This window comes from Pseudoalteromonas sp. Z1A2 (assembly GCF_011378755.1).
In the GTDB taxonomy this organism is placed as follows: Bacteria; Pseudomonadota; Gammaproteobacteria; order Enterobacterales; family Alteromonadaceae; genus Pseudoalteromonas; species Pseudoalteromonas distincta.
Map to the genome: position 1 here is coordinate 1 of NZ_WTKX01000016.1, position 14,127 is coordinate 14,127.

The window sequence follows — 14,127 nt, forward strand, 5'->3', positions numbered from 1 at the left end:
CACGAAATTCTGATGTATAGCGATTTGATTTTTTCATAGTTCCAGTTTCTCAAGTTATTGAGTCTCTGGCAAACACGGGGCGATTCATACGCTGAAATATGCAAGCTCTTTATTTTAAAACAAAAACGGCCTGCAAATGCAGACCGTTTTATTTATACAAAAAAGTAATTGGTTACTCTTCGTTAATGGCTTCTATTGGTTCATCATCTTGTGGGGTTAGCTCAACAACGGCTTCGTCAACACGCTGTAAGCCGCGCGGTAGTTTATTACCCCTACGCCCTCGCTCACCATGATAATGCTCTAAATCACTTGGTTTAAGCGTTAGTTTACGCTTACCAGCATGAAGCGTAACACTGCTTCCTTGTGGTACAACAGCAAGCACTTTTACAAACTCTTCACGGGCTTGTACTTTAGCACCTGGTATAGAGATGATTTTATTACCTTTACCTTTGCCTAACTTTGGTAAGTCTCGCAGCGGGAATAAAAGCATGCGACCTTCGTTAGAAATAGCCATACAGTAATCGCTAGCAACATCGTTCACTCTAATAGGAGAAAGTAATATTCCACCTTTAGGGACACTTACCAGCGCTTTACCGTTTTTATTTTTACTCACTAAGTCTTTAAAGTCGGTAATAAAGCCGTAACCTGCATCTGACGCCATAAGCAATACTTGCTCGTCTTCACTCATTACCACGTGCTCAAAATTAGCGCCTGGTGTTAAGTTAAAACGACCTGTCATTGGCTCCCCTTGGCTACGCGCCGAAGGTAGACTGTGCGCATCAGTTGCAAACGCCCGCCCTGCTGAGTCTAAAAATACCGCAGGTTGATTACTCTTACCACGAGCAGAGGCTCTAAAGCCGTCACCTGAGCGATAATTTAAGCCTTGTACATCTAAGTCATGACCTTTACCAACGCGTGCCCAGCCTTTGTCTGATAGCACAACAGTAACTGACTCTGACGGAATTAAATCTTTTTCGTTAAGTGCTTTCGCTTCTGAGCGCTCAATCACTGGCGAGCGACGATCGTCACCGTACATTTCAGCGGCTTCTTGAATTTCTTTTTTAAGCAGTGTCGACATACGACGTTCTGAGCCCAAAATTTGCGCTAATTTATCACGCTCTTTGGCTAGTTCATCTTGCTCACCGCGAATTTTAAACTCTTCAAGTTTTGCTAAATGACGAAGTTTTAATTCTAAAATAGCTTCTGCTTGCGTATCAGTTAAATCAAAGCGCTCCATTAATACAGGCTTTGGTTTGTCTTCGCTGCGGATGATTTCAATCACTTCATCGATATTTAAAAAGGCTGCTAATAAACCTTCTAAAATATGCAAACGTGCTAATACTTTATCTAAACGATACTGCAAACGACGACGCACTGTTTCGCGTCTAAATGTTAGCCACTCACTTAAAATACAGCGCAAGTCTTTAACTTGCGGGCGACCATCTAGGCCTAGCATGTTTAAGTTTACGCGGTAATTTTTTTCAAGATCGGTGGTTGCAAATAAGTGCGCCATTAATGGCTCAGCTTTAATGCGGTTTGAGCGCGGAATAATTACAATACGCGTTGGATTTTCGTGATCTGACTCGTCACGTAAATCAGCAATCATAGGTAATTTTTTAGCGTTCATTTGCGCTGCAATTTGCTCAAGTACTTTACCACCTGAACATTGATGCGGCAGCGCTGTAATAACAATATCGCCATGCTCTTCGGTGTAAACCGCACGCATTTTGATAGACCCACGACCGGTTTTATATATTTTATGAATATCGGCTTTTGGGGTAATTATTTCAGCATCTGTTGGGTAATCTGGTGCATGTACAAGCTCAAGTAATTCTTCAAGCTCTGTTTTTGGTTTATCAAGTAATAAACAACATGCGCTAGCCACTTCACGTACGTTATGTGGCGGAATATCTGTTGCCATACCTACGGCGATACCCGTTATACCATTGAGTAAAATATGCGGTAAACGAGAAGGCAATACTACAGGTTCATCCATGGTGCCATCAAAGTTTGGCGTCCAATCAACAGTGCCTTGGCCAAGCTCTTTAAGCAGAACTTCAGAAAACTTAGATAAACGCGCTTCGGTATAACGCATTGCTGCAAACGATTTAGGGTCATCTGCCGCACCCCAGTTTCCTTGTCCATCTACCAAAGGATAGCGATAAGAAAACGGCTGCGCCATTAATACCATAGCTTCGTAACAGGCACTGTCGCCGTGTGGATGGTACTTACCAAGTACGTCACCCACTGTACGGGCTGATTTTTTGTACTTAGCGTTAGCTGACAAGCCCAGTTCGCTCATCGCATAAATAATACGACGCTGTACTGGTTTTAAACCATCACCTACATGAGGTAGGGCACGATCCATGATTACGTACATGGAATAATTTAAATAGGCGTCTTCGGTAAAACGCCCCATTGTTTGTTGCTCAATTCCTTGCATTAGCAAGGTATCTGTATCACTCATTAAAGCTTACCTAGTTTTTCTTATAGCTTACACGGTAGATTACATTGGCGTAATCATCGCTTACTAACAGACTGCCGTCACCTAATTCTGCAAATGCAACAGGGCGTCCAAATGTTGTTTCATCTTTCATAAAGCCAGTAATAAATGGCGTATATTTAGTTACGCGACCTACTTCGATTGTTGCTAGCCCTACTTTATAGCCTGACTTTTTAGAACGGTTCCATGAGCCATGTTCAGCAACAAATAATTGTTGCTTATAACTTGCTGGAAATTGCTTACCGTTATAAAAATGAATACCTAGTGGCGCTACATGCGCTGGAAGTGCAAGTGCTGGCGATGTGTAATCGGCAATGTTTTTACCTTCCCCAAACTCAGGGTCAATAATTGCGCCGGCATGAACATACGGAAAACCAAAATGCTCACCTTCTTGCGTTGCACGGTTTAACTCATCAGGCGGAATATCATCGCCCATCATGTCGCGACCGTTATCACTAAACCATAAAGCTTGAGTAGCAGGATGAAAATCAAAACCCACTGTATTTCTCACGCCTTTGACTATTGTTTTTATTTGTTTTGTTTCTACATTAAGCGCAAAAATACGGCCAAAACGCTCATCTTCAGCACAAATATTACACGGTACACCCACCGGAATGATTAATTCTCCCGTTGGTGCAAAACGTAAAAATTTCCAACCATGATGACGCTCACTCGGTAGTTTGTTATAGACCACATCAAATTTTGGATCTTTTAATTGGGTGTCAATATTTTTAAAGCGAATAATACGATGCACTTCGCCTACATATAAATCACCATCTTTTATTGCTATGCCAGAGGGCATGTTTAAGCCTTTAGCCACAACAATTTTTTTATCTGCTACGCCGTCGCTATTGTGATCAATAAGCGCATATACGTTGCCCGCTTTACGAGAGCCAACATACACAATACCTTTTTTTGAAACGGCTATTTGACGTGCATTTTCTACATCATTTGCAAATAAACTAATTTCAAACCCAGGTGCTACGGTGAGCTTATCAAGTATATTTTTAGCCATTGCAGGAGCGCTAGTCAGCCCAAGTAACAGCAAACTTCCTAGTAACTTTTTCATTCGTCTCTCCTAGTGTTAGGCACAAGCAATTAAACGAGTGCCTTGTTACCATGATCTTCTAACCATTGACGACGATCAGGCGATCGTTTTTTAGCAAGTAGCATATCCATCATTTCCATGGTTTCTACTTCTTCATCAAGCGTAAGCTGCACTAAGCGTCGTGTATTAGGATCCATAGTGGTTTCACGAAGCTGTAACGGATTCATTTCACCCAGACCTTTGAATCGTTGTACGTTTACTTTTCCGCGTTTTTTCTCGGCTTCTATGCGCGCCAAAATAGCGGTTTTCTCTTCTTCATCTAGGGCGTAATAAACTTCTTTGCCAATATCTATTCTAAATAATGGCGGCATTGCAACATACACATGCCCTGTTTTTACTAACTCTGGAAAATGACGAACAAACAGTGCACATAACAGTGTTGCAATGTGTAATCCATCCGAGTCAGCATCGGCCAGTATACAAATCTTATTGTAACGCAGTCCCGACATATCTGTTGATTCTGGGTCAATACCCAGTGCCACTGAAATATCATGTACTTCTTGTGATGCTAGTATTTGCCCCGACTCTACTTCCCAGGTATTTAAAATTTTACCACGTAGCGGCATAATTGCCTGAAATTCACGGTCTCGCGCTTGTTTAGCAGAACCACCAGCAGAATCACCTTCCACTAAAAACAGCTCGGTTCGGTCATTATCGGCAGCACTACAATCGGTCAATTTACCTGGTAATGCAGGCCCTGCAGTAACTCGTTTACGTACAACTTTTTTAGCTGCACGCAAACGGCTTTGCGCGTTTGAAATACATAACTCAGCTAATAATTCTGCGGTATCGGTATGTTCATTTAGCCATAAACTAAACGAATCTTTTACAACACCCGATACAAATGCGGCACATGAACGTGATGAAAGTTTTTCTTTGGTTTGCCCTGCAAATTGTGGATCTTGCATTTTAACCGACAATACGTAACTACAACGTTCCCAAATATCATCCGGTGTTAGCTTTACGCCACGAGGTAGTAAATTTCTAAACTCACAAAACTCTCGCATTGCTTCAAGCAAGCCTTGGCGCAGACCATTTACATGTGTACCACCTTGCGCGGTAGGAATTAAATTTACGTAGCTTTCCGCTATTGATTCGCCACCTTCAGGTAGCCATACAACAGCCCAATCAGCGCCTTCAATTGAGCTTTTAAATTCACCTACAAATGGGTCTTGCGGTAATGTTTCAAACCCTTTAACGGCTTCAATTAGGTAGTCTTTTAAGCCAGTTTCGTAAAACCATTCTTTGGTTTCTTTCGTTTGCTTATTAACAAACTTAATACGCAGTCCTGGGCATAAGACCGCTTTGGCTTTTAATAAATGATTAAGTTTGGTAATTGAGTAGTTTGGTGAATCAAAGTAGCTAACATCAGCCCAAAAACGAACGGTGGTACCTGTATTGCGCTTACCAACAGTACCAATTACGCTCAAATCTTCTACTTTATCGCCATTTTCAAATGCCATTCTGTATTGTTGAGCGTCGCGCCTTACGGTTACTTCTACACGTGTAGATAACGCATTTACTACAGAAATACCTACACCGTGTAAACCACCCGAAAATTGATAGTTTTTATTAGAAAACTTACCACCGGCGTGTAACTTAGTGAAAATTAGTTCAACCCCAGGGATACCTTCCTCAGGGTGAATATCAATAGGCATACCACGTCCGTCATCGCTCACTTCGAGCGAGTTATCTTCGTGGAGAATTACGTCGATACGAGTAGCATGACCCGCCATAGCTTCATCGACACTGTTATCGATAACCTCTTGGCCTAAATGGTTTGGGCGTACGGTATCGGTGTACATCCCTGGGCGTCGTTTTACCGGATCTAATCCATTAAGTACTTCAATGGCTTCGGCGTTATAATTTTGATCACTCATAGTTTTTGTCTTTATATCCGCTAAGGCTCTAATACGTTTACTAGTTTTATTGTTATATGCGCTAAAGCGTTAATATAGTAACTAACCTCAGTTCAGGCTAACTAGTTTTACGTGATTTTAAGAAAATCTACAATACTTGCAAAGGTGCGTTCAAATTCAACGTAGCTATGATCGCCACCAAACTCTATCAATTGCTTGCATTGCGAATAATATTTTACTGCGTGTTGAAAGTTCAACACTTCATCGCCTGTTTGCTGTAATAAATACAGTAACTCAGGATGTGCTAATTTATCTACAGCGAGTAATTTCAGCGCCTCAATATGACTGTTATTTAAATCGTAATGATAATCTTGATACGGATTATAATTAGGCCCAAGTAACGACTGTAATAAATTATAAGGTGCGACCGCGGGATTAATGACCACTGCAGGAATTTGATAACGCTGCGATAAATACGTGGCAAAAAAACCACCTAACGAGCTACCTAATAAAACGGTATCTGGCGTTAGTAATTGTTCAAGCTCAATTATAGCTTGTAGGGGCTCGTGGTTTAAGTTCGGTACACAATAATCAACGTCATAGTTTGCCATAAGCTCACCAAAGCGCACAGCTTTATATGATTTTTGTGAACTATTAAAGCCATGAATATAAATTACGCGCTTAGCCATACCACTTCCGTTTTTACTTCAACTTTATCTTTTTTACTCTTTATATTTAGCATTCTGTAAGCAGGCCCTGCATTTTTTTGCTCCCACTTTGGAGTGTATTTTACAAACTGGACTGAACTGGCAGGACTTGCATATATAGGCAAGCCTCTAAAATTTTGTTCATAATCGTTGTGTACATGACCATGAAAAAGCGCAGATACATTATTACTATTAACTAAAATATTTAAAAGCTGTGGACCATTTTCTAATAAGTGCTTATCAAGATAGCCATTTATTGGCAGCGGATTATGATGGCAAAAGATAACTTTACTATTATTCGAGTTGACTAAAGTATCAGTTATTTCATCTAAATGCGCGCCAGTAACCCATCCTGCGGGCGTGGGCCCTTTAGAATTAATAAGAAGCAGCTCAACCCCGTTAGCAATAATATGTTTAGCCGAATTTATTTTTCCGCCACTTATGCGATTAAGCATTACTAGTTCATCATGATTACCTGGTACCCAAAATACAGGGCAAGTGATGTCACTGGCATTTATAAGTTCACTAAATAATAAGTACGATTCGAAACTATGGTCTTGTGTTAAATCACCACCAAAAATTACGCAATCTACTGGCTGCTCAGCGATGCGTGCCAAAGCTTGTTCAAAATGAGCTGCAGTATTTACATTAAAATATTCACCATTTTTATCTGCAAATAAATGGCTGTCAGTAATATGCGCAATGCACAAAGATGATTTATCAAATGTATATGTACCATCAAACCAAGCCATTATTTACATCCCAATTTAATGTTGCTTGCCCATGCTCTACACAGGCCACTAACCAGTCGTATAAAAAAGCATTAAGTTGATACTTTTCATCTTTTTGATGCATTTTAGGGTTGGGGTATCCGTACGATGGTTTTATGCGTTGATGGTAATCGTGATGAATAATTTCAGCTACTTTCGCATCATGATACAAGCGAGCCGTTAAATACAGCGGCGCTATCCCTTTAACCATTCCTGTTAGCTGCTTAATTGAAATATCCATAGTGTATTTTGCGCTGCCATCAATTTTTGTAGCAAATTCACTGTTGCCAAGTTTTACTTCACGAATGCTTCCTATATTGCGCTCGCTCGGTAACAACTTTAATAGTCGCTCATAGTTATGCTCACAAAGTGTTAAATACTTTGGGAGGCTTTGAATATATCGATTTGTTGCTAATTGTGCTGTCAAAGTTCCGCCATAATATTAGTAAGAGTTTATGCCCATTTGCTTGCCATTTTTTCGCGATTTAGCGCAAGCCACTGCATACAAATAACCGTTGCCGCATTATCCATTTCACCGTTATTGAGGCGCATTAGCGCATCATCAACCGATAAAATATGAGTTTTTATATCCTCGCCTTCAGTTTCAAGACCATATACACCTGATTTCACTTGGCTTAAATCAGCACGCGCTAAATATAAATGTAAGCGCTCAGTTGTACCACCAGGGCTTGATAGATATGAAAGCATAAATTCAAGTTCAGTTAATTCAAGCCCAGCTTCTTCATACGCTTCTTTTTTTACAACTGATTCGTAATCCGTACTGCCGTCAGTCATTCCGGCTATACATTCTAGTAGCCACGGCGAGTGCTTACTTTTAATAGCGCCAATACGTATTTGCTCAATTAAAAGAACAGTATCTGATATTGGGTCATAAGGGAGTACTGCAATTGCATCGCCACGTTCTAATATTTCTCGGCTAATTAGCTCTGATTTTCCACCCGCAAAAAGAGCATGTTCAAACTGGTATAAATCAACCTGAAAAAAACCTTTATAAAGGTTTTTTATTGGCTTTAAATTTACATCTTTATGTGTAAATTGAACGAGCTTTTTATCAACCACGTGCCTACCTCCTACTTATCTAAAGCTTTAAAATGCGTTAATATATTCTGTTACACTTGAACATACTGTTTTACTAATTATTTTTTTTGTTATGCAGTAAAACAGGTTAACATGCTTTTAGTACAAAAATTGTCTAAGGACCGAACCCCACATGAAAAAGAACATTCTTGCGGCGCTAGTTAGTTTATCATGCGCATTAGGTGCAACAGCAGTGAAAGCTGAAGATTTACTACAAGTTTTTGAAATAGCGACAGCTAACGATCCTACTGTTTTAAAAGCAAAAGCCCAAGCCGATGCGCAGTCTTACCAAAGCGATTTGGCGATGAGTGCACTATTACCTCAAATTGGTTTAACTATGGGTTATACGAAAAGCGATGCAACGTCGTACCAAAGCGTTGGCGACTTATCTAACCAAGTAAAAGTTGAAAGTGATACAGACCAATTCTCTCGCGGTGTAAGTTTAAGCCAAACATTATTTGATTTAGGTGCTTGGAACACTTTAGATATTGCCGATAAGCAAGCTCTACAAGCAAGCGGCCTATATGATGCAGCTAAACAAAATTTAATTGTACGCGTTGCTGAAGGTTATTTTAACGTATTAAGTGCCAGTGATAACCTTGAATTTGTCGAAGCAGAAAAACGTGCCATTTCACGTCAACTTGAGCAAACAAAACAACGTTATGCAGTAGGTTTAACAGCTATAACAGACGTACACGAAGCACAAGCTCAGTTTGATAACTCAGTAGCCCAAGAAATTATTGCCAGTAATGCTGTAGAAACTGCACGCGAGCAACTTCGTGAGATAACTGGTAAATATCACGAAAAATTAGACTTTTTAAATACAGATACTTTCTCAACAACTAAACCAACTAAGCGCTCAAGCGACTTTGTTAAAGTAGCTGAAGATAAAAATATCAACTTACAAGTCTCTAAAGTAACGGTTGATATTGCAAAAGATCAAATTGAATTAGCAAAAGCAGGTCATTATCCAAAACTAACTCTAAGTGCAAGTTATGGTGACTCTCTTACAGACACTCAAATAAATGGCGCTAATTTTGATGACCAACCGCGTTCAGACTCAAGTTCTGTTGGGCTTAACTTTAGCGTACCTTTATATTCAGGTGGCGCAACGGTTGCTGCAACAAACCAAGCGCGTGCGTTTTACGTATCAGCGAGCCAAGATTATGAAACAAATTACCGCGCAGTCACTCGCACAGTAATTACATCTTATAATCAAGTTGTTTCAGATATTGCGACTTACAAAGCGCTAGAGCAAGCGGTTGTTTCAGCTCAAAGTGCCCTTAAAGCAACTGAAGCCGGTTTTGAAGTAGGTACTCGTACCATTGTTGACGTACTAGTGAGTACGCAAAATTTATACGATGCAAAACGTAACCTTGCTGATGTGCGTTACCGTTATGTGTTATCTACCCTTCGCTTAAAACAAGCTGCGGGTACACTAACAAGTGAAGATTTAGTTGCTATAAACCAAGGTTTAAAATCAGCTTAACTTTTACAGCTAAACATAATATAGATTTATTCAAAGCCAGCATGTAGCTGGCTTTTTGTATTTTATAGCGCTTAGCGTTAAACTATCGTTTTTATTCTCAGAGAGATTTTTGTGGTCACCTCATCTCCTTTTAAAGCATCTTTTTTAGGCCCTCGATACTGGCTAACGTGGGTTGGCGTTTTATTTTTATATTTAATTTCTTGGCTACCACAAAAACTACAATTGGCAATGGGTAAACAGCTTGGTCGCTTAGTTCATAAATTTATGAAGCGCCGTCGCCATATTGCAGAAGTAAATATTAAGCTGTGCTTTCCTGATATGAGCGAAGCAGATCAAAAAGAACTTGTACTCAAAAATATGGAAAACACCGGCATTGCAATGGTTGAAACCGGCATGGCTTGGTGGTGGCCGCAGTGGCGAGTAAAAAGTGTATATGGCTCAATCAAAGGTTTGGAGCATTTTGAGCGCGTACAGGCATCTGGTAAAGGTGTTTTATTGCTTGTCCCTCATATTCTGCATCTTGAAATGGCGAGTCGTGTAATGGGATTAAAATGCCAAGGTTTAGGCTTTTACCGCCCTCACAACAACGCTCTAATGGAATACTTTACAACTAATGGCCGCCTTCGTTCTAACGAATACCTAATTGGCCGAAAAGATGTAAAAGGTTTACTAAAATCATTAAAAAACAAAAAGGTATGCTATTACTTACCTGACCAAGATTACGGCCGTAACCGCTGTGAGTTTGTGCCATTTTACGCAGTCCCTGACACAGCAACGACAACAGGTACTCTTATGTTTGCTGGCAGTAAAAACTGCGAAACTATGAGCTTAATCTCGCGTCGTGACGAAAATGGTAAGTATCATTTAGAGGTAGTACCTGAGCTTGAAAACTTCCCAAGTGGTGATGATAAGGCTGATGTAACACGTGTAAATCAACGCATGGAACAATCTGTTAATGCAGCACCAGAGCAATACATGTGGCTACACCGTCGCTTTAAAACTCGACCGGATAAAAATACCCCTTCTTTTTACAAAAAGTAATGGTATAACAATAATAGGAACAAATAAGGTGGGTAATAATCATGTGGTTTTGGATTAGACATATATCATTTGCAGCCGTGCTAATAGCACTCGCCGTATACTTTTTAGTGGGTGATGGTTCTGTATTTGATATTAAAAAATCTAAAAATGCAGCCGCCGAAGGATTATCACGCTTTTACTCCTCCATTCGTAACCAAGTAAAAAGTAATAAAGAACGAGATCAATTTGTTTTAAAACTTAAAACACCAGAACAAACCTTGGATAGAGTATTGGCTGAACGTGCGCGAACAGTAGATCCAATGCCTACAAATTGGACTGGAGAGGTTGAACCTAGGCGCTTTGAAAATGGCACAACTCTTAAAGATGTACTTAATCAATATGCTAAAAACGAGGGGATTGAGCTTTACTGGTACTTAAGTAAAGATTACGTAGTTAAAGATCATTTTAGAGTAGACAGTAACTTTACTTCAGCACTGTACCAAATTGGACGCGCTATAAATGATGATTTTGAGCATGAGGTTTATACTTACTTTTGCCATAAACAAAGAGCAGCGGTTATTACCGAGTTACCATCAGAATTTGTACGTACAAACTGTTTAAAACTAAAGGTTTAAGGGTTTAAGGGTTTACACGTACATAGACCCAAGCAAGCGCTTGGGTTTTCAATTCAATTCAATTCAATTCAATTCAATTCAATTCAAAAATACTATTCCAAATATTAGTTACGTTAGTAATATCTTGTAAAAACGTTTCTCGCGGGATCAATTTGCCTTTTTGCTCCAAGCTCAACACGTGATAACACGAGCGATAATCAATATACGCTTTTATCAACTGCTGCTTTTGCTCTTTAGTAATACAACCTATATTTGCCGCATCCGTTAATATCCTTACGTTATCTGAGTAAACTGTAAGCTGTTCAAACTCGTTTGCGTGTTTAAGTACTAAATATTGCGTAATAAACTCAATATCAGCCATGCCACCAACATCTTGTTTTAAATCAAATTGATCAATATTTCCCTTCGCTAGATGGTCGCGCATTTTTTCGCGCATTTTTATTACATCAGCTTTTAGCACGGTATCATCGCGTTGCTGGCAAAGTATATTTTTACGAATTTGTGAAAAACGATCTATCAGATCGTTTTGACCTAAAATTAATCGAGCCCGAACAAGTGCTTGATGCTCCCACGTCCATGCTTGAGTTTGCTGATAGTGATTAAAGCTCTCTAAATTGATAGCCAATAAACCAGAGGCTCCTTCAGGACGTAATCGTGTATCAAGCTCGTATAAAATGCCCGATGCAGTACGGGTATTAAATAAATGCATTAGGCGCTGAGCGAGCTTTAAATAAAACTGGCGAGAATCTATCGGTTTTTCACCATTAGTTAGGCTTGAGCCATCATGATTATGCACAAACACCAAATCTAGATCTGAGTCGTACCCGACTTCTAAGCCACCTGTTTTACCATATGCAATAACAGCAAAACCTTTATTTTCATCATCTGTGCCAGGGGGCATACCAAAGCGCTTAACAGTGTTATGCCATGCAATATTAACAGCTTGGTCAACAATCGCCTCTGCCAGTACGGTTAAATGATCGCTTACTTTCATTACATCAAGAACACCGGTTGCATCGGCGGCAGCAATTCGTAATTGATGCGTTTGCTTAAATTGCCTAAGCGACTCCATTTGCAGTTCTAAATCGTCATGCTCTATTCGTAAAAAATACTGTCTTATTTCATCTTTATACGCTGTGAGCGGGGTTGGCTTATAAAGAACTGCGGGGTCTATTAGTTCATCAAGTAATATGGGGTAGCGAGAAATATGCTCCCCTATCCATTTGCTATGACAACACAGTAAAACAAGTTGCTTTAATGCTCCTTGGTTTTCGTAAAGCAATTCTAAATAGGCAGTACGCGAAATTATCTTATTAAAAATTTGGCAAACCATTGTGAAAGCTGCTGCACTGGCATTAAAGTCATTTAATTGATTTAGTAAAACAGGCATTAACTTATCAAGAGTGTCACGCCCTCGGTTACCTATATTTACCTTAGACAGCCTTAATTTAAAATCGTTAAGGGGTGCTTGCCATTCATCTCTGGCCTCTTTTAAAAAGCTCACATCACCATGATCCCAAGCACTAATAAATGCGCCTTCACAGGTATCAAGTGGCACGGTTTCCTCGCCAATCACAAGTGCAAACTCACCGTTAACTTGTTTCATCACCTTTTCTATAGTGTTTAAAGTGGCAGAAAAATCAGCTTGTTCTAATAATAAATTTAAGCGCTGCTGATTCAATTCATCATCGGGGAGTGTTTGCGTTTGCTGATCGTCAAATATTTGAAGGTACTGCTCAACTTTACGTAAATAAAGGTAATTGCGCCTCAGCTCGCTTGCTTCTTGCTCATCTATAACTTGGTTAAGTGCCAACTCATTTAATGCTTTGAGTAAAGATTGGGTTTGTAAATTAGCCTCTCGCCCACCTCTTACCATTTGCAGGGCTTGTACTATAAATTCAACTTCACGAATACCACCAGCGCCTAGTTTTATATTATTAGTTAAGCGTTTACGGCGAACCTCTTGTGCAATCATTAACTTCATTTTACGCAAGGATTCAATCACCGAAAAATCAATATACCGGCGGTAAACAAACGGCTTTAAAAGCTTAATAAATTCATCCCAATACTTATTAGGAGTGCCAATTAAGCGCCCTTTTAACATGGCGTAGCGTTCCCAGTCGCGCCCTTGTTCTTGGTAGTAATCTTCAATGGCATTAAAGCTCATAACCAAAGGGCCGCTTTCGCCAAACGGGCGTAGGCGCATATCAACTCTAAATACTTGCCCATCACCGGTGGCTTGGTTAAGTGCTGCAATCAGTTTTTGTGCAACTTTGGTATAAAACACTTGGGCCTCAAGGCTTCTGCGGCCACCTTGGGTTTTTGTGCTGCGCGGATACGCAAAAATAAGATCAATATCAGAGGAATAATTTAGCTCCTGTCCGCCAAGCTTCCCCATCCCCAATACCATTAGCGGCATTGCTTGGTTTTGCCCATCAAGCGGTTCACCATTTACTTTTGCCACCTGTGCATGCGCCCATTGGTTGGCGCTATTAATTAGCATGTCAGCCAGTTGGCTTATATAATTAATACTATCGGCAATGGGGTTATTACAGCATAAATCTAAAAAGGCGACTTTAAGCCAGTACTTTTCACGATATTGACGAAGTACTTTATGGCACTGTGCTTCATCAAGGTCAGCTAAATTCAGGTTTTTAAAAGGAGAGTCTATTACTCTATTTTGTATTTCGTCTTTGCATAATAGCCAGGTATTTAAATCAGGTTGTGACTCTAAACTGCGCCAAGCAAAGTCGCTTAATGCTAATAACCTTACAACTTCACTTTGTTTACTTTGCTGCGGGTATAACTGTTCAAAGCGCATCAAGCCAAGTTTTTGTAATTGAATAGGAAGTTGCTTTACGTTACTCATCAATCCTCTCTTTTATATCATCAATAACCGTACTAGAATGATTAAAACCTAGAAAGGTTAACTTAATTA

11 protein-coding genes are annotated in these 14,127 nt (G+C 39.9%); 3 read left to right on the forward strand and 8 right to left on the reverse strand.

What is annotated here, in order from left to right; translation table 11 throughout:
* Window positions 1-172 precede the first annotated feature (172 nt).
* From parC to GQR47_RS12005, 7 genes are all read right to left on the reverse strand, one after another.
* Window positions 173-2,467, reverse strand: a complete 2,295-nt coding sequence (parC, locus tag GQR47_RS11975) for a DNA topoisomerase IV subunit A (RefSeq protein ID WP_024605066.1) — start codon at window positions 2,465-2,467, stop codon at window positions 173-175.
* 10 nt (window positions 2,468-2,477) lie between these two features.
* Window positions 2,478-3,572, reverse strand: coding sequence for a PQQ-dependent sugar dehydrogenase (locus GQR47_RS11980; protein ID WP_165723824.1), 1,095 nt, complete (start codon window positions 3,570-3,572; stop codon window positions 2,478-2,480).
* Window positions 3,573-3,601: 29 nt separating this feature from the next.
* Window positions 3,602-5,491, reverse strand: coding sequence for a DNA topoisomerase IV subunit B (gene parE / locus GQR47_RS11985; RefSeq protein WP_002961961.1), 1,890 nt, complete (start codon window positions 5,489-5,491; stop codon window positions 3,602-3,604).
* Between the two features lie 107 nt (window positions 5,492-5,598).
* Window positions 5,599-6,159 carry a YqiA/YcfP family alpha/beta fold hydrolase gene (locus GQR47_RS11990; RefSeq protein ID WP_002961960.1) on the reverse strand — a complete coding sequence of 187 codons (561 nt, stop codon included), beginning with the start codon at window positions 6,157-6,159 and terminating at the stop codon, window positions 5,599-5,601.
* Window positions 6,144-6,929 carry a metallophosphoesterase gene (locus tag GQR47_RS11995; protein WP_165723825.1) on the reverse strand — a complete coding sequence of 262 codons (786 nt, stop codon included), beginning with the start codon at window positions 6,927-6,929 and terminating at the stop codon, window positions 6,144-6,146. Before GQR47_RS11995 ends, GQR47_RS11990 begins: the two co-directional genes overlap by 16 nt.
* Window positions 6,916-7,374, reverse strand: a complete 459-nt coding sequence (locus tag GQR47_RS12000; RefSeq protein ID WP_165723826.1) for a DUF1249 domain-containing protein — start codon at window positions 7,372-7,374, stop codon at window positions 6,916-6,918. Before GQR47_RS12000 ends, GQR47_RS11995 begins: the two co-directional genes overlap by 14 nt.
* A 26-nt stretch (window positions 7,375-7,400) precedes the next feature.
* The gene (locus tag GQR47_RS12005; protein WP_002961957.1) at window positions 7,401-8,027 is read right to left on the reverse strand and encodes an NUDIX domain-containing protein; all 627 of its coding nucleotides are present in this window, start codon (window positions 8,025-8,027) and stop codon (window positions 7,401-7,403) included.
* Between the two features lie 151 nt (window positions 8,028-8,178).
* On the opposite strand from GQR47_RS12005, the gene tolC reads away from it, so the two are divergent.
* From tolC to GQR47_RS12020, 3 genes are all read left to right on the forward strand, one after another.
* Window positions 8,179-9,534 (forward strand): outer membrane channel protein TolC, encoded by a 1,356-nt coding sequence (tolC, locus tag GQR47_RS12010; protein ID WP_165723827.1) that lies wholly within the window; start codon window positions 8,179-8,181, stop codon window positions 9,532-9,534.
* Window positions 9,535-9,645: 111 nt separating this feature from the next.
* Entirely contained in the window at window positions 9,646-10,575 is a 930-nt protein-coding gene (gene lpxL, locus GQR47_RS12015) for an LpxL/LpxP family Kdo(2)-lipid IV(A) lauroyl/palmitoleoyl acyltransferase (protein ID WP_149603220.1), read from the forward strand.
* 41 nt (window positions 10,576-10,616) lie between these two features.
* Window positions 10,617-11,189 carry a toxin co-regulated pilus biosynthesis Q family protein gene (locus tag GQR47_RS12020; RefSeq protein WP_165723828.1) on the forward strand — a complete coding sequence of 191 codons (573 nt, stop codon included), beginning with the start codon at window positions 10,617-10,619 and terminating at the stop codon, window positions 11,187-11,189.
* Between the two features lie 73 nt (window positions 11,190-11,262).
* Here GQR47_RS12020 and glnE read toward each other — a convergent pair whose 3' ends face one another.
* Window positions 11,263-14,058: a bifunctional [glutamate--ammonia ligase]-adenylyl-L-tyrosine phosphorylase/[glutamate--ammonia-ligase] adenylyltransferase gene (gene glnE, locus GQR47_RS12025; protein WP_165723829.1), complete on the reverse strand. Its 2,796-nt coding sequence runs from the start codon at window positions 14,056-14,058 to the stop codon at window positions 11,263-11,265.
* Between the last annotated feature and the right edge of the window lie 69 nt (window positions 14,059-14,127).